Origin of the sequence: Pontibacter beigongshangensis (assembly GCF_014332515.1) — a bacterium.
Taxonomy (GTDB): Bacteria; Bacteroidota; Bacteroidia; order Cytophagales; family Hymenobacteraceae; genus Pontibacter; species Pontibacter beigongshangensis.
The window spans coordinates 1-18095 of record NZ_VFSD01000003.1; the positions used below are offsets into that span (position 1 = coordinate 1).

At 50.1% G+C, this 18095-nt stretch carries 10 protein-coding genes; 4 read left to right on the plus strand and 6 right to left on the minus strand.

Annotation, left to right across the window (positions count from 1 at the left end):
- The first annotated feature begins 664 nt into the window (after nucleotides 1-664).
- Complete coding sequence (locus tag FJM74_RS03700) at nucleotides 665-2023, plus strand: rhamnogalacturonidase (protein WP_206683996.1); 1359 nt, start codon at nucleotides 665-667, stop codon at nucleotides 2021-2023.
- Nucleotides 2024-2188: 165 nt separating this feature from the next.
- Here FJM74_RS03700 and FJM74_RS03705 read toward each other — a convergent pair whose 3' ends face one another.
- Together FJM74_RS03705 and FJM74_RS03710 are read right to left on the minus strand one after the other, a co-directional pair.
- Nucleotides 2189-3340 carry an adenylyltransferase/cytidyltransferase family protein gene (locus FJM74_RS03705; RefSeq protein ID WP_187261224.1) on the minus strand — a complete coding sequence of 384 codons (1152 nt, stop codon included), beginning with the start codon at nucleotides 3338-3340 and terminating at the stop codon, nucleotides 2189-2191.
- Nucleotides 3341-3600: 260 nt separating this feature from the next.
- Nucleotides 3601-5193, minus strand: a complete 1593-nt coding sequence (locus FJM74_RS03710) for a hypothetical protein (RefSeq protein ID WP_187261225.1) — start codon at nucleotides 5191-5193, stop codon at nucleotides 3601-3603.
- A gap of 983 nt (nucleotides 5194-6176) precedes the next feature.
- Between FJM74_RS03710 and FJM74_RS03715 the strand changes: the two genes are divergently transcribed.
- Nucleotides 6177-7199, plus strand: coding sequence for a rod shape-determining protein (locus FJM74_RS03715; protein ID WP_187261226.1), 1023 nt, complete (start codon nucleotides 6177-6179; stop codon nucleotides 7197-7199).
- A 422-nt stretch (nucleotides 7200-7621) separates the two neighbouring features.
- Here FJM74_RS03715 and FJM74_RS03720 read toward each other — a convergent pair whose 3' ends face one another.
- From FJM74_RS03720 to FJM74_RS03730, 3 genes are all read right to left on the minus strand, one after another.
- A complete protein-coding gene (locus tag FJM74_RS03720) occupies nucleotides 7622-8311 on the minus strand; it encodes a glycoside hydrolase family 25 protein (RefSeq protein ID WP_241738950.1) in 690 nt (229 codons plus the stop codon).
- A gap of 758 nt (nucleotides 8312-9069) precedes the next feature.
- Entirely contained in the window at nucleotides 9070-10755 is a 1686-nt protein-coding gene (locus FJM74_RS03725; RefSeq protein ID WP_187261228.1) for a RagB/SusD family nutrient uptake outer membrane protein, read from the minus strand.
- A 38-nt stretch (nucleotides 10756-10793) separates the two neighbouring features.
- Entirely contained in the window at nucleotides 10794-13766 is a 2973-nt protein-coding gene (locus FJM74_RS03730) for a SusC/RagA family TonB-linked outer membrane protein (RefSeq protein ID WP_187261229.1), read from the minus strand.
- A gap of 1299 nt (nucleotides 13767-15065) precedes the next feature.
- On the opposite strand from FJM74_RS03730, the gene FJM74_RS03735 reads away from it, so the two are divergent.
- Complete coding sequence (locus FJM74_RS03735; protein WP_187261230.1) at nucleotides 15066-16703, plus strand: ABC-F family ATP-binding cassette domain-containing protein; 1638 nt, start codon at nucleotides 15066-15068, stop codon at nucleotides 16701-16703.
- A gap of 499 nt (nucleotides 16704-17202) precedes the next feature.
- Nucleotides 17203-17277 (plus strand): PhnA domain-containing protein, encoded by a 75-nt coding sequence (locus FJM74_RS22735; protein ID WP_394353894.1) that lies wholly within the window; start codon nucleotides 17203-17205, stop codon nucleotides 17275-17277.
- 76 nt (nucleotides 17278-17353) lie between these two features.
- On the opposite strand, the gene FJM74_RS03745 is transcribed toward FJM74_RS22735, so the two are convergent.
- A complete protein-coding gene (locus FJM74_RS03745; protein WP_187261231.1) occupies nucleotides 17354-18085 on the minus strand; it encodes an FKBP-type peptidyl-prolyl cis-trans isomerase in 732 nt (243 codons plus the stop codon).
- Nucleotides 18086-18095 lie beyond the last annotated feature (10 nt).

The window sequence follows — 18095 nt, forward strand, 5'->3', positions numbered from 1 at the left end:
GTTCATCAATAAAATGGTCTCTAACGCAAGAGCTATAATATCAAACCAAGTTGCTCTCCCCCTTGGAGTCTACAAAATGAATCCAATCTTAAGCTGGTTAGAACTTATCGGAAGACTGATGATGTAAATGTTAGCATCTTCCGAGACTATGATTTAGAAGTACATGACCTGCCAATAGGAACAGAACGACTTGAATGGAATATAGAGAAGCTCATTGAAATTGAAAAGAAGTTTGATGAAACCAACAGGAAGTTTAAAGCGGATATTCTTAGGAAGTGTAGAGAAATAAGTGCCACCTATGCTTCTAATAACTCAAAAGAATCAGAAGAATAAGGATAGCCCAACAATCTGCCTAGATTAGGCTATAGCCACGTCTTTCCTAGACTATGAAAAAGTAATGTTAGGCCCGCTGCCCTGAATTTGAAGCACCAATTAATTGGTATTTCAAATAGGTCAGAGATCTAAACTTAAGCCAGCAATCGGAAGAAATTATCTTTGAGAGTTAGGACGTTTTCTAGTGCAATGATATTTTTCTTCTAAAAAACGCCTAAGTCGCTCCAAAAGACTAACACTTGTGAGGGAATTTGTAAATTGGGGGGGAATGGAGAAAAGTGTAATAGCTTAAAACTATCATAAACAACTAAAACCCTTAAAACATCATTCTATGATTTTCCACAAGTACAGGCTCGCATGGCTGCTGATGATTTCCCTGACGCTGCACCTTTCTGCTTTTGCACAGGAAAAATTCCCGGATGGGACACCTATACCAGACTGGTTCCGGCAAAACAAACCGACCGATATAACTAAATTAGGCAAGCAGTACCGCATTACAGACTATAACCTGTCAAACGACAGCACCGTTATCCAGACACAGCTCCTGCAGGCTGTAATAGATAAGGCCCATGATAACGGCGGCGGCGTGGTGATAATCCCCAAAGGCACGTTCCTGAGCGGTTCGCTCTTTTTCAAGAAGGGCACGCACCTGCACCTGGAGGAGGGCGGCAAGCTGAAAGGCAGCGACGACATCAGCAATTTTCCGCTGGTGATGACACGGATGGAGGGCCAGACACTGAAATATTTTGCCGCTTTGGTAAATGCCGACGGCCTGGACGGATTTACCATCTCGGGCAAAGGGACGATAGACGGTAACGGACTGCGCTACTGGAAATCTTTCTGGCTAAGGCGTCAGTTTAACCCCGGCACCACCAACATGGATGAAATGCGGCCGAGGCTGGTTTACATCTCCAACAGCAAAAACGTGCAGCTGTCGGGTGTGAGACTAATAAACTCGCCATTCTGGACGACTCACCTTTACAAATGTGAGAACGTAAAGCTTCTTGACCTCTACATCTACTCTCCCAAAGAGCCGGTAAAGGCCCCGAGTTCTGATGCCGTGGATATAGACGTCTGCAGAAACGTTCTAATCAAAAACTGCTACATGTCGGTAAATGATGACGCGGTGGCGCTGAAAGGAGGCAAAGGCCCGCGTGCCGATAAGGACCCCAACAACGGAGGCAACCATAACATCATCATCGAAGACTGCACCTACGGATACTGCCACGGTGCTTTAACTTTCGGCAGCGAGTCTGTCCATAACCGCAACATCATCTTACGCCGGATCAAGATAGAGCACGCAGAGCGTCTGCTTTGGCTCAAGATGCGTCCTGATACGCCACAGAACTACGAATACGTGCTGGTGGAAGACATACAGGGGAGTGGCGTCGGCAACTTCATCTTCATACGGCCCTGGACACAGTTCTTCGACCTAAAAGGAGAAGAGGTCTCAGGAACATCGGTTGCCCGCCATATAACCATGCGCAATATAAAACTGGATTGCGAAAACTTTTTTAATGTGGGCGTGGCAGATAAGAACAGCGATGCGCCTGGTTACAAAGCCAAACTCTCGGACTTCAGATTTGAGAACATTAATGTAACAGCCAGGAATTTTATTGAAATCGACACCTCTATCATTGAGAATTTCAAACTGAAGAATGTGACCGTTAACAAGAAGAAGCTTTTCTAGCATACAGCAAGCCTGGGCATATCCCGGCACGTCGGCACAATCAAAAAGCCCCTCCGGAGCAACAGCAGCTCTGGAGGGGCTTTTTGATTAGAATAATTTAGATTAGGTAATACGGGCCACAGGTGCAGCAGGGGAGGCGCTTGGGAGGCCAGCCTTCCTGCCGCCTTAGTTGCTGTCTCTGCGGCGAATCTTTATTCTGATCGCGTTCTCGATAGGCTTTTCAGACACCAGCGTGATGTAGCCTCCACCACCGGCGCCACTCAACTTCCAGCCCAGCGCTATGTCTTTGTAGAGGGCGATCTGGTTCAGGATGGTTTCGTCTACCATGTTCGGGAACATGTGGACCTGGGCTTCGAAAGATTTCCGGAAGTTTTCGCCAAAGGCGCTGGCATCTTTTCGCTTAATTGCTTCCCAGCAGTTCTCAGCGGCATCGGCCAGGGCTTTGGCGCCGGCCTGACTGATGTTGGTGTTGTCTACCACGGCGTAGTCTGAAGTTCTGGGGCCCAGGGTTACCAGGTACAGGTGCGACTCAAGCCAGTCCAGAATATCCTCGTCGTGGATCGACTCGATGGAGTCGGGCCAGTAGTTGTTGTTGTAGTAGAGGCGGTTCAGGCCCGGCAGCACAATGCCCAGCGCATCCTGCGATCCGGCTACTTCTTTGGTGCCCGGCGGGTTTTCGTAGGTGAACAGGATTTTGGCCAGCTTCTCGTTATCTCCGGCAGGAATGGCGGTGCGCCACAGCTCTATGGCTTTGTGGCGCGTGCTGGAGGCCATGCCACTCCGGTTGTTAAATTCGAGGGTGGGCTCGATGGAGATCGTCAGTACCGGGCCCGGGTGGTAAGCCGACACGGAAGGCTGATCGAGCCAGCCACCTGCTACGTCTATCCTAAAAGGAATAATACATTCGGTGCGGAGGCTGGTGGTGCTTCGGGCCGGCAGGTTCTCGTGCGGAATGCGCTGCAATACCTTGTACTCGATATTCCGCTGCCGGCAGATCTCGGCCTTGGCAGGGGTGGCGCCATCTTCGTTCACGATAAAGATATGGGGTTGGATCTCTTCCAGCTCTTTCATAAAGTCTATGATGCCATAGCCCTTATTTACGTGGCAGTGGGTGGTGCAGCCCAGTGCCTCGATCATGTAGCGCCTCTCATCCTGCGAGTTTACGGGGTACCGGCCTTTAAGCTGGTGCACGTTCTCATCGTTGCCAATACATACATGCAGGTCGCCAAACCTGGCAGCTTCTTTCAGAAAGGCTACGTGTCCGCTATGGAGCAGATCGAAGCACCCGGTCACCATAACTTTTTTCTTTGTTTCCATTAAAACCATCTTTTAAGCGAGGAGCAAAAGCAAACCAACAGGTCGTTCTGCCCCCTTATTAATTTAGTTATGAATTATTCTAATCAAAAAGGCCCTCAGGCCATGGCTGCAGCTCCTGCTGCTGCTGTGTGCTTTACGCAAGACCTTCGCTTTTGTGCCGGTCAAAGCCAGGCGCGGACTAAAAAAATTATCTGCCTTACACCCTCCTGGAAAGCTGTAAGACAGATAACATGGCCACATGAAGGCACCAGTAAAAGATATTAATTGTCGCCGCTGAAGTCCTTAAAGGTTTTGGAGATGTTCTCATTCGTTGGCTTTTGCTTGTTTTGCCAGCTGGCATCCAGCTCCAGCGCCACGAGCCCCTTCAGGTTCATGACAGCCACAAAATCGTCAACATCTTTTATAAACTCATTGCGGAGCCGGGCCGATTTAAGCGCATATTTGCGGGCGAAGATGTCGCCTTTGGTTTGCAGCTCGTTTCGCTTCTCCATTATATAGTTCAGGCGCTCCACCAGGTCTTTGGTGTTGCGGCCAAATACCTCGGTGGCCTCCAGCGTGCCGATCGTCATGACCATGGTGCCGCCTACGGTCGTTATTTTTTTAGAGGTGGCCGGCTCGTCTACTACTACAGGGGCTACACCCGTCATGGCTCCCAGCGAGGCGTTGGTAAGCGAGCGGCCTTTCTTGCCTTTTCTGGCGCGGTTATACTTTTTCTTCAGGTCTGTCTCCGCTTCCTTGAGCTGTTCCATCAGGTCCCAGGCGCGCACCAGCGAGGAGCGGTACTCGTTGTAGAGCTTCATGTCGCGTTCCGTCTCATTTATGGTGTTGATAATAGAGAAGGTGATCTTCCGCTCATCGCCCTTGTTCGATTTGTCAACCACAAAAAAGGTGATGCTGAAGGTGAGGGTGTCGAGGGGGTCTTTCACGAAGTCGTAACCGGGCTTCCAGATGAACTCATACTGCGAGGGCGTGTTTTTTACCAGGGCAGTGGCCGGCACATTCGGGTTTTCGGAGATAAAGCTGAAGGAGGCAATGTCGCTCTCGCCGTTCTCATCGGTTATCTGAAACTTGAGGTTGATGGTGGCATCTTCGTTGTACACGAATTTGCTCTGCGACGGAAACATCTGGATGCTCGGCGGAATGTCCTGCTGCGTCACTTCAATCTGGAACTGCCCCTTGGTACGCGCCTTCGCGGGCTGATCCTCTACATAAAACTCGAGGGTGATGGGTTTGTTCTGAAGCTGCCTGAACTGTGTGGTGGAGGGTTTCCAGGTAAATTCGCCCTGTTCAGAGAGTTTGGCACCCTGGGGCATGGCGTTGGAGATAGGAATGAACACAAAGGGGTCATTGTCCTCATCCTTTACGGCAGACAAATCGATGCGGTAGGTGTTGGTGGTGTTAAAGCGCACATAGAAAGGCTTCAGCTCCCCCACTACCGGCGGGCGGTTCACATGCTCCACTATGAAATCAATCACCTGGCTGGCTCTTTCGTCTTTTTCGTTGGTAACCTCAAACTGCAGCTGCACCGTGCGGTTCTTGTTCAGGCGGTCCACAATGTCGTAGCTCGGCGTCCAGGAGAAGCGGCCCAGCGAGTCGAACACGATGCCGGGTATGCGCCCCTGGTTAAGCGAATACATGTAAGTTTTGCCGGTGCCTCCCACCGCTTTCACCTCAAATTCCAGTTTCTGGCCCTCTTTCAGCACATTCCAGTTGGGCATATCCGGGAAAACCAGCCGCAGGGGTGAGCTTTTGCTCTTGTTTCTGGCGCTCTCAACTCCCGGCACAGGCTCCTGGGCATGAGAGGTGGCGACAAGCAGGAGAACAGCGGAAAAAAGTAAAATGCACTTTTTCATATATAGAATCTGACGTAATATTCGGTGGTTAAAGTTAGTAAGATCATCCTTAATTTTCATGTATTGCCAGGTAAATTGCCTGCCTCATACCGGTAGCAGCTATGGCAGTAACAAAAGTCTCCACAGCCATACCTCCCTTTTGCCTGCACAGACCAGGCCTGCTAGAACAAAACAAAGACCTGTGTATTGAGAGAGTGAAATGCAGAAAGGCAACATGTACGGCACGTTAGGCTTCAAAAACAAGTTAGTTGTTATTTGGATGAATATGTTTTTAAAAAATTTGTTTTGTGCTATTGGCCTGTAACAACGATGCCTTTCGCCTGCCAATCTGCCTGATCAGAATTCTTCGGCCGTAACCATGCCTCAAAAAAACCTGCTTTATAAACACAAAAATCTGATTTGTAAGGTGTTATGGTTAATTGAGATGCCAGGTGATGCCTGGCCACAGGCTTTCTGATTAGCATTCTGGCCATCATCCTTCGGCAAAAATAATAAATAGTCCGCAAATAAAAGGCCATACTTAAATGTTGCAACGCTTTAATTAAGCAAAAGGTACGCTTTTAGCCCGGAAAACGTTTTGTTTGCCTTTCTTCAGCAGGTATTATCTGCTGAAGGGGGAGGGCGGGTTCCAAAAAGTACGCCGAACGGTAGATAACGACAGTGCTAGAAGGCGTTATTCCGTTTTTGCCGTAGCTGGCCCCTTTTGTGTTCAGTTTTGCTGCCACTTCACACGCTATTTCGGGTGATGTCTGTCTCAAACCTGCCGCAGTACGGGAACACTTTAGAATTATTGTATATTTGCAGGAAAGCGGCAAGGTAACGATGATCCTGTCGTGCGATGTGCCGGTTGTCTGCTGGCGGCAGGTGAAGGAGGGGCTACAGCAAGGAGCTTTTAATGGCCTGGTAATTTGTTTTGGACTATAGGAAAGCATCAGGTAATTTAAGGTTATTTTTCCTGCAGGCGTTCTAATAAATAATTTTAAATGGGGTTTTTAGGATTTTCAGAACATGATATTGCCATAGACTTAGGAACGGCCAATATCTTGATTATACACAATAATAAAGTAGTACTGGATGAACCTGCCATTATAGCCATAGACCGAAGAACTAGTAAGGTGGTGGCAGTGGGGCAAAAGGCGATGCAGATGGAGGGGAAGACGCATGACAACATCCGTACCATACGCCCCTTAACGGCGGGAGTTATCGCCGATTTTAATGCAGCCGAGCAAATGATCAGAGGAATGATTAAAATGGCGGCTTTGCGGAAAGGCTGGTTCCCTACTTCTCTGCGGATGGTGGTCTGCATCCCGGCAGGCATCACCGAAGTCGAAAAGCGCGCCATCCGTGATTCGGCTCAGACGGCAGGGGCCAAAGAAGTGTACATGATCTACGAGCCGATGGCAGCTGCCATGGGTATTGGTATAAACGTAGAGGAGCCGGTCGGGAATATGATCGTTGATATCGGGGGGGGCACTACAGAGATTGCCGTTATTGCCATGAGCGGCATTGTGTGCGAGCAGTCTATTCATATTGCCGGGCAGACCTTCGACTCAGAAATTGAGTATTACATACGCCAGCAGCACAACCTGCTGATAGGCGTTCGCACCGCCGAACGTATTAAAATAGTGATGGGCGCAGCGCACACGCAGCTCAAAGATCCACCGGCCGATTTTGCCGTTTTGGGCCGTGACCTGATGACCGGCATCCCGAAAGAAATAAAGGTAACCTATATGGAGATTGCCGAGTGCCTGGATAAGTCTGTGGCAAAGATCGAGGATGCCGTCATGAATGCCCTGGAGATTACACCGCCAGAGCTGTCGGGTGACATTTATGGGAACGGGATTTACCTGACCGGCGGCGGCGCCCTGCTCCGTGGGCTGGATACCCGACTGGCCATGCGCACCGGACTGCCGGTTCATATAGCAGACGATCCGTTGCGAACCGTTGCAAGGGGCACTGCCCTGGCCCTGAAAGGCATGGGCCGGTATTCGTTCCTGATGCGGTAAGCCTTTAGCCAAGTAAAGAGTAGTTCTCTTTTAGAGAAATTATTCCAATGAAAATGCCCCTCCGGAGGCTCTCCTGCTCTGAAAGGACCCAGGACACAAGACTTTTTTCTTCCTTACTGGGCGTAGTTTCTGACTACGCCCTTTTTATATTGGTTAGTCTCCGACTAACCTCGCTGCTTCAGGCAGCGAAAGGTATGTTAGCTGGCAGACATGCGGGAGCATTAGCAATGCGTGCATGTTGCTTCTGCGAAGCAAAGGTAGTCGGAGACTACCTGACATAGAAAGGGCATACTCAGAAAAACGCACAGAGAGGATTTATCTCCAAATCTTCAAATTTCCAAATCTTCAAATCGACTAAACAGCACATTAAAGAAACCAGATCTGCTCCAGGCGCAGGCTTAACGCATCACTCTGAATTAGTTTCAAAAGTCTTGCTGGGCGAAAAAGCTCCAGGCTTCGTCATCGCCGTTAAACGTGTTCCAGTCTACCCAGCCTTCCACGCCATCCAGGCGGGTGTCGTGGGAGTGTTGCCAGAAAATCCAGCGGTCTGGCTCTAGCAGGGGCTCTTTGCGGAAGGTGCAGATCCAGATAAGGCTGCTGTCGAAGTGGTCGGCTATGTAACTTTTGTAGGAGCTCTCGTTGGTGTAGATGACCACGGCCCGGCCTGTTCGCTCCTCTACTACATTTATAAATTCCCGGATCTCCTCTGTGATCTGGGCTGGCGTTTTGCTGTGATACTTGTTCCCCCAGTCCTCCACATCAATCACAGGCGGCAGGTCGCCTGGTTCAAGCCTGGTGTGTTTCAGAAAATTCTCCGCCTGCACCTTCCCCGGCTTATTGAACCTGAAAAAGTGGTAGGCACCGGTTTTCAGACCGCTGGCCTTGGCGCCTCTATAGTTTTCTTTATACCTGGGGTCGAGGTAGCTTTCGCCTTCTGTTGATTTAATATAGGCAAAGTGCACCTGCTGCTGCCGCACCTTTTCCCAATCTATGTTGCCGGTATGTTTTGATACGTCGATGCCCGTAATCGGGTATTTGCCTTTGTTGATGTTGTACCAGGTGGGGTTCAGCTTTTTATAAATCGCAGAGGCACCCATGGCCAGGGCTGCCATTGTCAAAATAACAAAATAGGGCCAGCGAGCAGCTTTCTTCCTGTTCTTTTTCCTGGGTGCTTGAACCTTTTGTAAGCGTTTTGTCTGTCCGGGCCGCATATTCTATCAGGCAGGTCAACCTGCTCCTGCAGTATAAAGTAAGCGCAAAAACTGCTTTGGTGCAAGTGCCGGTTTTAATTCTGGTCAGTCAGCCTAAGGCCGGAGATAGAGCAGGAGAGTGGTTAAGGCATGGTACTGTGGAGCATAGCGGCAGGAGTGCCTGTTATCGGCCTGGTGCTTTGCCAAATTCAACCTTGGAAATTATGGTGGTGCGAGCGTCTCCCCTTTACCTGGTCCCACTTCTACCGCAAGCAAGAGGAAGCTCACCCTCCCTGGTAGATGCCCTGACAGAACCTTAGTTTGCAGAACAAAAACCTTTTTGCCTCTGATGAAGTGCGCTGTCGGGGGAGGGCGCGCAGGGCCGTATTGCGCCATAATCAGAGGAAAGTGGTACTCGTAGGGCAGCAGGAAAAGCCTCTGGAGGGGCATTTTGATTGGAATAATTTCGCGTGGCTCCAATCAGTCTGTCAGAACGTACTTTGTGCTTCAGAAATAAAAAAAAGAGAAAGGTAAAACCTCCCTCTTTTTTGTTGCAGTTAGAAAATAAATTCTTTTTCGTACAGAGGCCTGTGTAGCGGCCATTCGGCGGTGCTATAAAAATCAGCTGTTGCCAGTTTTTCAACACCGCTGGAATAGTAACCTCACCTTCCGGAAGAGCTTTAGTTATAGCCTTCGTTCTGCTTAAACTCTTCCTTGTTGGTTACAGCATCGAGCTGTACCTGCGAGATAGGGCGGTGCTTATGGTATGGCTGAATGTTTTCTTTGGCATCGGGGTTGTATTTCTGCACATACTCTACCAGCTTGCCGGTGCGCTTCAGGTCGTACCAGCGGATCTGCTCACCTGCCAGTTCACGGGCCCTTTCTTCCAGAATATAATCCAGGTTCAGCTGCTCCTGCTTCACCTGCATATCTACTTCTTTGCCCGGAATGGCACGGGAGGTGCGCAGGGTGTTGATGTGTTGCAGCGCCTCTCCCGGATTGGTTTTCAGCATCGCTTCGGCTGCGATCAGGTACAGCTCCGCAATCCGGATCACGAAGGCATCGCGGGAGCTCCATTCCTGGTTGGCCGTGAGGCGGGTCGGGTCCATGAACTTCTTGAGCTGAATGAACTGGGAGCGCAGCAGTGGTGAGCCGTCAGGGCGGTACATGGTATTTACATCAAAGATCTTGTAGCGGTCTTTGGCCCGGGCAGTCTGCGCAGCTGTGGCAGGCGTTTTCAGGAATAGCATCGAGGTGTCGCCGGTGGTCATTTGCGGGTAGCCGGTCACACCACCTGGGCTGGACTTGCTGGGGTCGTTGGCAAACCATACGGTCTGGAAGCTGCCGTGGTAGCGCTGGTCCATCGATTCGTCATACAGGTTCAGGAGGTGCCGCGAGGGCATAAACCGCTGGTAAGGCCGGCCATAGTTGATCGAGCGGACCATGCCGGGCTGTTTGTCGTACACCATAATAAAGTACAGGTGGCCGCTGTTTCCCTTTCCGGCTGAGGCGTCGTAGTCGCCGTTCATGGTGTCGTCGCCGGTGTAGTTCACATAGTACACCACTTCGGAGTTAGTGCCGCCTTCGCTGTTCTTCATGTCCCAAAGGGCTGCATAATTGCTGAACAGCGCATAGCGGCCACTGTTGATAATGTCTTTTGCCAGTGTGGCGGCCTCGGCGTAGAGTCCGGCATTGTCGGTCTGGCTGGCGCGGGTCAGGGCCATGCGGGCTTTAAAGGCCTTGGCAACATCCTGCGTAATCCGTCCGTCCGTCGACTTTTTAGGGGCCAGTTTGAGAATGGCCTCATCCAGGTCCTCAAAGATCACTTTGTAGAAGTCTTCTTCGGAGGAACGCTTGGCCGTAGTTACGGCACCAACTGTCGGCTCTGTGTTCAAAACCACACCGCCCCAGGTCTCCACGATCAGCGAAAGGTAGAGGGCGCGCAGAAATTTAACTTCGCCCATGTACTGGGTGTTTTGCGCTTCGCTCAACAGGGGGCTTGGCAGCAGGGATATGGCCGTGTTCGTGGCGTTCAGGGCTTTATAGAGGTGTGCCCAGTAGTCTCTCAGGTTGGTTTGCGCGCCGTTCAGGTCGACGGTGTAGTCTGATAGCTGGTTGGCTTTGTTGTCGCCGCCACGCAGGAACAGGTCGGTGCCGGTTTCGCTGATGCCAAACGGTGCCTCTTTGCCATACCACAGGCGGGTGCCGGAGTAGGAGGAGTTTACGGCGCTGGTAATGCCCAGCTCGGTTTTATAAAATGGATCTTCTGTAAGGCCACTTTTATTCGTTTCTTCCAGAAAATCTTTGCAGGAGGCCAGACCTAAAGTGGAGGCCAACAAAAGGGTGCTTATATATTTCAGTTTCATCTTTTTTCTTGCGTTTAAATTAATAAGGAGGCACCGGACTAAAATCCAACGTTCACACCGAAAATGATCTGCTTGTTGAGCGGGAAGCTAAGGTCGCCGCCACGCTCCGGATCATAGTCTTTCAGTTTGCTGAACACAAAGTAGTTCTGCAGGGTGCTGTATAATCTGATGTTGGCGATCTTGGAGGCGCCTAACAAAGAGGTTGGCAGGTTATAGCCCAACGAGATGTCCCGGATTTTCACGAATGAGCCATCTACGTACCCTACCGTAGACTGTAGCAGGTAGTTGTTGGTGGAGTAGGAGCTGTTCGGGCGAGGGAAGTCGTTGGATGGGTTTTCCGGTGTCCAGTAATTTACCAGCGACGAATTCTCCAGCGCGTTTGGCTTATAAGCGGTGTTGTATTCATAGTCGATAAACTGACCGATGCGGCCATACACGAACACAGACAGGTCGAAGCTCTTGTACTCGAAGGTGTTGTTCACGCCAAAGGTGTACTTGGGCACGCGCGAAAACGTGGTTCTGTCGTCGGTGTCGAAAATGCCATTTCCGTTCAGGTCGGCTACTTTTATGTCGCCGGGCTTAAAGCCACCAAAGGCAGTAGCTTGCTCTTCTTCACCCAGTTGCCAGATACCAATTTTCTTGTAATCGTAGAATACGCGGGTAGGGGAGTCTACAAACCAGCTGTTCACCTCGTTGCGGGTTACGCCACTGTTAAGGGCCACGATTTTTTCGCGGTTAAGCGAATACGTCCAGTTGGTGGTCCAACGGAAGTTTGTGCCTTCTATGTTATGAGTGGTCAGCGTAAATTCTACACCTTTGTTTTCTGTCTGGCCAATGTTCTCCATTCTGGATGCAAATCCGGTAGAAGGTGGCAGCAGGCTTGGCAGGAGCACGTCAGTGGTGCGGGACTGGTATACTTCCACGCTACCGGCAATCCGGTTGCCCAATATGCCAAAGTCGATACCGGCGTTCCAGGTAGAAGTTGTTTCCCAGGTCAGAATCGGGTTTCGGATGGAACTTGGATAGTAACCAAAAGCGGCAGAGCTGCCAAACGCGTAGCCAGACATTGACAAGCCACCCAATGTTGCATACGGATCGATGGCGGAGTTGCCGGATTTTCCCCAGCTAACCCGCAGTTTCAGGTCGTTCACTGCCGATAGGTTTGCCATAAACGGCTCTTCAATTATGCGCCAGGCAGCCGAAGCAGCCGGGAAGTAACTCCATTGGTTGCCTGGAGCCAGTACCGAGGAACCGTCGGTGCGGAGGGATGCCTGGAAAATGTAGCGGTCTTTGAACTTGTAGTTTACACGGCCAAAGAAAGAGGCGATCTGCGACTCCTTCAGGCCGCTACCGATTACTTTGGTAGCCGTGTTGGAGTTCAGGTCGTAAAAAGTTGTTACCGGAGAAGCCTGGTTGTCACCAGAGCTTCTAAACTCCTCCGTATTGAAACCAAGTGCACTTGTTCCTAAAAGTCCCTGGACGCTGTGCTCGCCAAACGTTTTGTTGTAGTTCAGGGTGTTTTCCCAGGTGTAGTTCAGGGAATTGTTCAGGTTTACACCAGATATGGACTTGCGGCCTACGTTGGCCACCGTGTTGTGCCCTCTGAAATACCCGTTGCGGAAGTCACGGATATCGAGGCCGATAGAAGATCTGAACAGGAGTGCCTCAGAGAACTTTACATCCAGGTAGGCAGAAGAAAACAAGCGCTTGTCTACGATGTTGTTGACGAATACGCCGGGCTGCTCATCGGCCAGCGGGTTGAACTGGGAGCTGTAGCCGGGAGCCGGGAAAAGGATAAGTTTACCGGTCTCGTCAAAGGCTTTGGCAATGGGCAGGATCTTGTTGGCCATGTTCAGCGGGTTGTCGCGCTTGTCCTGATTTTTATAAGTGTATATGGCCGACACGCCAACTCTGAACATATCGTTCAGTTTATGGTCTACACTTACTTTTCCGTTAATCCTTGAAAAAACGTCGTCCAGGAGCAGTCCTTTGTCTTTCTGATAGCCACCGGAAACAGAGAAAATGGTTTTCTCGTTGCCGCCGCTCAGGTTCAGTTCATAGTTCTGCAGCATACCGGTATGGAAGATATAATCCTGCCAGTTCTCGAACTGCTTGTTTTTGTAGTACTCCAGCTCCGTTACCTGAAAGATATCCTCGTCGCGGCGGTAATCGCCGTTGTTGGTGGTGCGGTAGGCTTCGCGTTTCAGGTTATAGTATTCTTCGCCATTCATCATGCGGGGGTATTTGCCTTTCTCGTAGGTCGAGACATAAGAATTGAAGGAGAGGCTGGTTTTGCCGGTGGCGCTGCCTTTTTTGGTAGTGATAATGATCACCCCGTTGGCACCACGCGTACCATAAATTGCGGTAGAGGCCACGTCTTTCAAAATTTCCACTGACGCGATATCGCTTGGGTTGATATCTACGAACGAGCCGTACTGAATACCGTCTACCAGTACAAGGGGTTGATTATCAGCATTGAGGGAGCGGTTGCCACGGAGCACAATGCCCACATTGGAACCCGGCTGGCCGTTATTCTGGGTCACATCCAGGCCCGACACCTTGCCTTGCAGGGCACGCAGGGCGTTGGTGGTGGGTATGGCGGTCAGTTCCTCGGTTTTCACCGTGGTAATGGCGCCTGTCACATCGCTTCTTTTTTGGGTGCCGTAGCCTACTACCACCACTTCGTCGAGCACCCTGGAGTTAGACGCCAGCTTTACCTGGATGGAGGCGCGGTTATTTACAGGCACCTCCTGCGTGAGGTAGCCCACATAAGAGAAAACCAGCGTGCCGTTGCCCGAAGGAAGTGTCAGGGAATAGACACCGTCCATGTCTGTGGCGGTACCGGTGGAGGTTCCTTTTAGTATAACCGTTACGCCGGGTAGTCCGAGGCCCTGGTCGTCTGTAACTTTTCCTTTTACGAGTAAGCTTTGTGCCATGGCAGCAGCCATAGAACCGATCAGGAGTGGCAGCATCAGCCAGAATCTCAACTGATTTCGTAAGATGTGCTTCATAAAATTTAGTTTTGGTTAAAAGTGGAAACAGGTAAAATGGAGAAAAAGCAGGTCCGTGAACAACCCTATCATGTGTTAGAATTGTTTTAAAGGCCGGAATCAGCCTTCTAAAAAATAACATACAGCTGCAGACGCTGCTAAATAGTGTAGTTGGATCTCCGGAAAGTCCAGCTATAGTCTGTAACGCAATGTGCAATCGATTGCGCAGAGGGCGCCGACAAGGTTGTCCCGTGTTGCTCGAACTACTTCTCTAGCGGGTCTTTGTTTATGTTATTTTTTTCTGAGAAATGGGATAAATGCTCAGGTCGGGTCACTTGCCGCCTCACAGTGGCTATGGCGTGTCACTTTCCTGATCATAAAGAAATGGTTAAGGAGTCGATGTGTTCTCATAGTAGAATGGTTTAATCTGTTCTAAGTCCGATTTTAGGTGTGTAAACAGCTAATATTCAGCCAATACATTCATTAATATTTTGGAAATATAGCTAACAAACAGTAGTTACGCAACAGGCAGATTAAAATAACATTAAAAATTTTTTTATTAGAATGGGTTTGCCCGGCACTACTTCATCTTATTCTGGCCTTAAATTCAGTGTAAAGTTTACTCCCCGCCACCTGCTTATCAGCTCTGACACAGCCGGTAAGCCGACCTCCTGGTGAGTTGCTGGCAGGCACACCATAGCCGCCAGGCTAAGCAAAACGCTTTCATGCCGTTATTCCAAAAAAGCCGCACCGTTGGCCCTTTTTCCGTGTTTTTTACCAACAAGCAGAGTGGCTGGTCAATACATAAAAGTATCAAATAAGCGTCTGCAGGCCTTTTTGCTTCTTACCCTGACAGTTATGGTCTACACACGTAATGGCTGAAGCTGAAAGACCCTGAAGGCGACTTGTGGAATGAACTGCCAGGGCTTCGGCAGCAGCAGAAATAGCCTCTGGAGGGGCATTTTGATTCGAATAATTGCCCGATAACAGCCGGGCCATTACTAGCCGGCGCCAGGGCCTTGCCAAATGAAAAATCAGAAATTCAAAATTAGAAAATATGGCAGACAGACTTTCTGACAGCTTTACAGGCATTGACCCTTTCTAACAATCAAAGTGGATAAACACCAGGGCAAAAAGAAAAATCCGTCGCATAATTAAACAGGAGCTCCAAAAAGCTCCGGAGGGCATTTTTTGTTAGCATAATTTCAAAGCCCAAGCAGTCGCTTCATCTTAAACTGCCCGGGCCTTACTTACTTGCATGTAGATAGGGCGAAAAGTAAAATTATGGTATCTTTGCAGCTTTATTTTTAACCAGGATGTATGATTTCAGTTGATTCGGTAGCTGTTGAGTTCAACGGTTCGGCGCTTTTCAGCAATGTTGCCTTTAACATAAACGAAAACGACAAAATTGCCCTGATGGGCAAGAACGGGGCGGGCAAATCTACCTTGCTCAAAATTATTGCCGGCGAAAGCAAGCCGACCCGCGGCAAAGTATCGGCCCCGAAAGACGCCGTGATCGCCTACCTGCCCCAGCACCTGCTCACCGAAGACAAGTGCACTGTGTTTGAGGAAGCCTCCAAAGCCTTTGCCAAGGTGCTGGACATGAAAAAGCAGATGGAGGAGCTGAACGCACAGCTCGAAATCCGCACCGACTACGAATCGGAGGAGTATTACGCTATTATTGAGCAGGTATCGGAGCTGAGCGAAAAGTACTACTCCATTGAAGAAGTAAACTACGACGCTGAAGTCGAGAAAACACTGATGGGCCTGGGCTTTGTAAGGTCCGACTTCAGCAGGCCTACCAGCGAGTTCAGCGGCGGCTGGCGCATGCGCATCGAGCTGGCCAAAATCCTGCTGCTGCAGCCCGACCTGATCCTGCTCGATGAGCCCACCAACCACATGGACATTGAGTCGATACAATGGCTCGAGGATTTCCTGGTGAACAACGCCAAAGCCGTGATCGTGATCTCGCACGACAAAACCTTTGTTGATAATATCACCAACCGCACCATAGAGGTGACCATGGGGCGCATCTATGATTACAAAGTAAATTACAGCCAGTACCTGCAGTTGCGCAAAGAGCGGCGCGAGCAGCAACAGAAGCAGTTCGACGACCAGCAGAAGGAGATTGCCGATATCCAAGCGTTTATAGACCGCTTTAAAGGCACCTATTCCAAAACCCTGCAGGTGCAGTCGCGGGTGAAGATGCTGGAGAAAATGGAGCTGGTGGAGGTAGACGAGGTAGACACTTCGGCCCTGAACATTAAATTTCCGCCGGCGCCGCGCTCTGGTAATTACCCGGTCATAGTGGAGGGCCTCACCAAGAAATACGGCGACCATACGGTTTTTGCAGATGCCTCCATGACCATTGAGCGTGGCCAGAAAGTGGCCTTTGTCGGGAAGAACGGCGAAGGAAAGTCTACGCTGGTAAAGGCCATGATGGGCGAGATCGACTACGACGGCAAGCTGCAACTGGGCCACAACTGCATGATCGGCTATTTTGCCCAGAACCAGGCTTCGCTACTCGACGGCGACCTGACCGTGTTCCAGACGATAGACGAAATTGCCGTGGGGGATATGCGCACCCGCATCAAGGACCTGCTGGGAGCTTTCATGTTCAGTGGCGATACCATCGAGAAGAAAGTGAAAGTGCTGTCGGGAGGGGAGCGCACCCGCCTGGCCATGGTCAAGCTGCTGCTGCAACCTGTTAACCTTCTGATCCTGGACGAACCCACCAACCACCTCGACATCAAGACCAAAGACATTCTGAAGGACGCCCTCATTGCCTTCGATGGTACGCTGATCCTGGTATCGCATGACCGCGATTTTCTGGACGGACTGGTCACCAAAGTGTTTGAGTTCGGCAACAAGCGCATTAAAGAGCATTTCGAAGACATCAACGGTTTCCTGCGGAACAAGAAGCTGGAGAACCTGCGCGAGATTGAGAGAAAAGCCTGAGGCAGGTTAATGTGCTAATTTTTCGATTGCCGATTGTTAGATGTTGATTGTTAATTTGGAGATTTGAAAATGAATTGTCAGAGCAGGCTTGCAATTACAATTCACCTCTCACGCCAATACATCTTGATTTTAATAAAGTCCTGCGTCTTTTGTCCTTTTTATGCAGCAGCAGTAAAACCTCCGAAGGGCATTTTTCATTAGCATAATTGAGTTGTTGATTGTTGAATGGCTTAATTGTTAAATGGTTGATCTCTAATTTGCAGTTATGAAGGTCTGGATATGATCCTGATTACACCTTTTCCAGACATTCTTTCATCCTGTGAGTCCTTGGGGTAGGGGCTCTGTGTAAAGATCCGGATTCTGGCAGCTAACATCTTAAAAGCACAGCACCAGCAATAGGAGTCATCGGAGGGCCGTTTTCATTAGAATAATTGAGAAATCTATCCTTTGAAATCTATCAACCAACAGCTTAAAAAATATCATAGAGGAAAATGACAGTATCGGCAATATCCTGAGCGAAGGAGATACCCTGACACTAACCAATGATCTAAAAGTAAAAGCCTGCTCCGACTAAGACCGAAGCAGGCTTTTGTATTAATTAGAGGCCGGTGTTTAAAGCGAATGACTCTTCGAACCACAAAATCACTCACTCACTGGCCGGTAATCTCCAGGAGCTCCACATCAAAAATAAGTGTGGCTCCACCTGGTATGTCTCGTCCGGCGCCGCTGTCGCCATAGGCCAGTTCTGACGGGATGTACAGGCGCCATTTGCTGCCGGTGGGCATGAGCTGCACGGCCTCTGTCCAGCCGGCTATTACCCCGGCTACCGAGATGGTGATTGGTTCGCCGCGGGAGTAGGAAGAATCGAACTCTTTGCCGTCGAGCAGTTTGCCGGAGTAGTGCACGCGAATGCTGGCGTCGTGGGTTGGTTTAGGGCCCTGTCCGGCGGTTAGCACCTCGTATTGCAGGCCGCTGGCAGTTTCGGTTACGCCAGTGCGTTTCTTGTTCTGCTCCATAAACTGCCTGCCCTTTTCTTTCTCAGCGTTCAGTTTCTTTTCCATGCCGCTTCTGGCATAACGTTCCATCACAGCATGCGCCTCGTTAATGTCGAATAGCGTCGGGTCGTTTTTCAGGGTTTGTGAAATGGCTTTGTTCAGCATCTCATAGTTGAGTTCCTCCACGCCCTGTGCTTTCAGAAACTGGCCCACCGAAATTCCCATGGCATAGCTGAGGCTGTCGGACTGGTTCTTGGGAGAGGTTGCCGGGGCCGCCGCTGTTTTGGCTGGTGTGGCAGGTTTTCTGGCAGGCGATGCCTTTTTAGTCTGAGCCTGCACCGTCAGGGCGCCCAACAACAGGCAGGAAATAACAAATGGTTTAAGCATGGATAAATGA

Bases quoted from the DNA above. Each gene is read 5' to 3' on its own strand.
- FJM74_RS03725 (WP_187261228.1), bottom strand. From the start codon at position 10,755: ATGAAACTGAAATATATAAGCACCCTTTTGTTGGCCTCCACTTTAGGT.
- FJM74_RS03730 (WP_187261229.1), bottom strand. From the start codon at position 13,766: ATGAAGCACATCTTACGAAATCAGTTGAGATTCTGGCTGATGCTGCCA.
- FJM74_RS03745 (WP_187261231.1), bottom strand. From the start codon at position 18,085: ATGCTTAAACCATTTGTTATTTCCTGCCTGTTGTTGGGCGCCCTGACG.
- FJM74_RS03720 (WP_241738950.1), bottom strand. From the start codon at position 8,311: ATGGCAGCCCTGGCCATGGGTGCCTCTGCGATTTATAAAAAGCTGAAC.
- FJM74_RS03705 (WP_187261224.1), bottom strand. From the start codon at position 3,340: ATGGAAACAAAGAAAAAAGTTATGGTGACCGGGTGCTTCGATCTGCTC.
- FJM74_RS03700 (WP_206683996.1), top strand. From the start codon at position 665: ATGATTTTCCACAAGTACAGGCTCGCATGGCTGCTGATGATTTCCCTG.
- FJM74_RS03715 (WP_187261226.1), top strand. From the start codon at position 6,177: ATGGGGTTTTTAGGATTTTCAGAACATGATATTGCCATAGACTTAGGA.
- FJM74_RS03710 (WP_187261225.1), bottom strand. From the start codon at position 5,193: ATGAAAAAGTGCATTTTACTTTTTTCCGCTGTTCTCCTGCTTGTCGCC.
- FJM74_RS03735 (WP_187261230.1), top strand. From the start codon at position 15,066: ATGATTTCAGTTGATTCGGTAGCTGTTGAGTTCAACGGTTCGGCGCTT.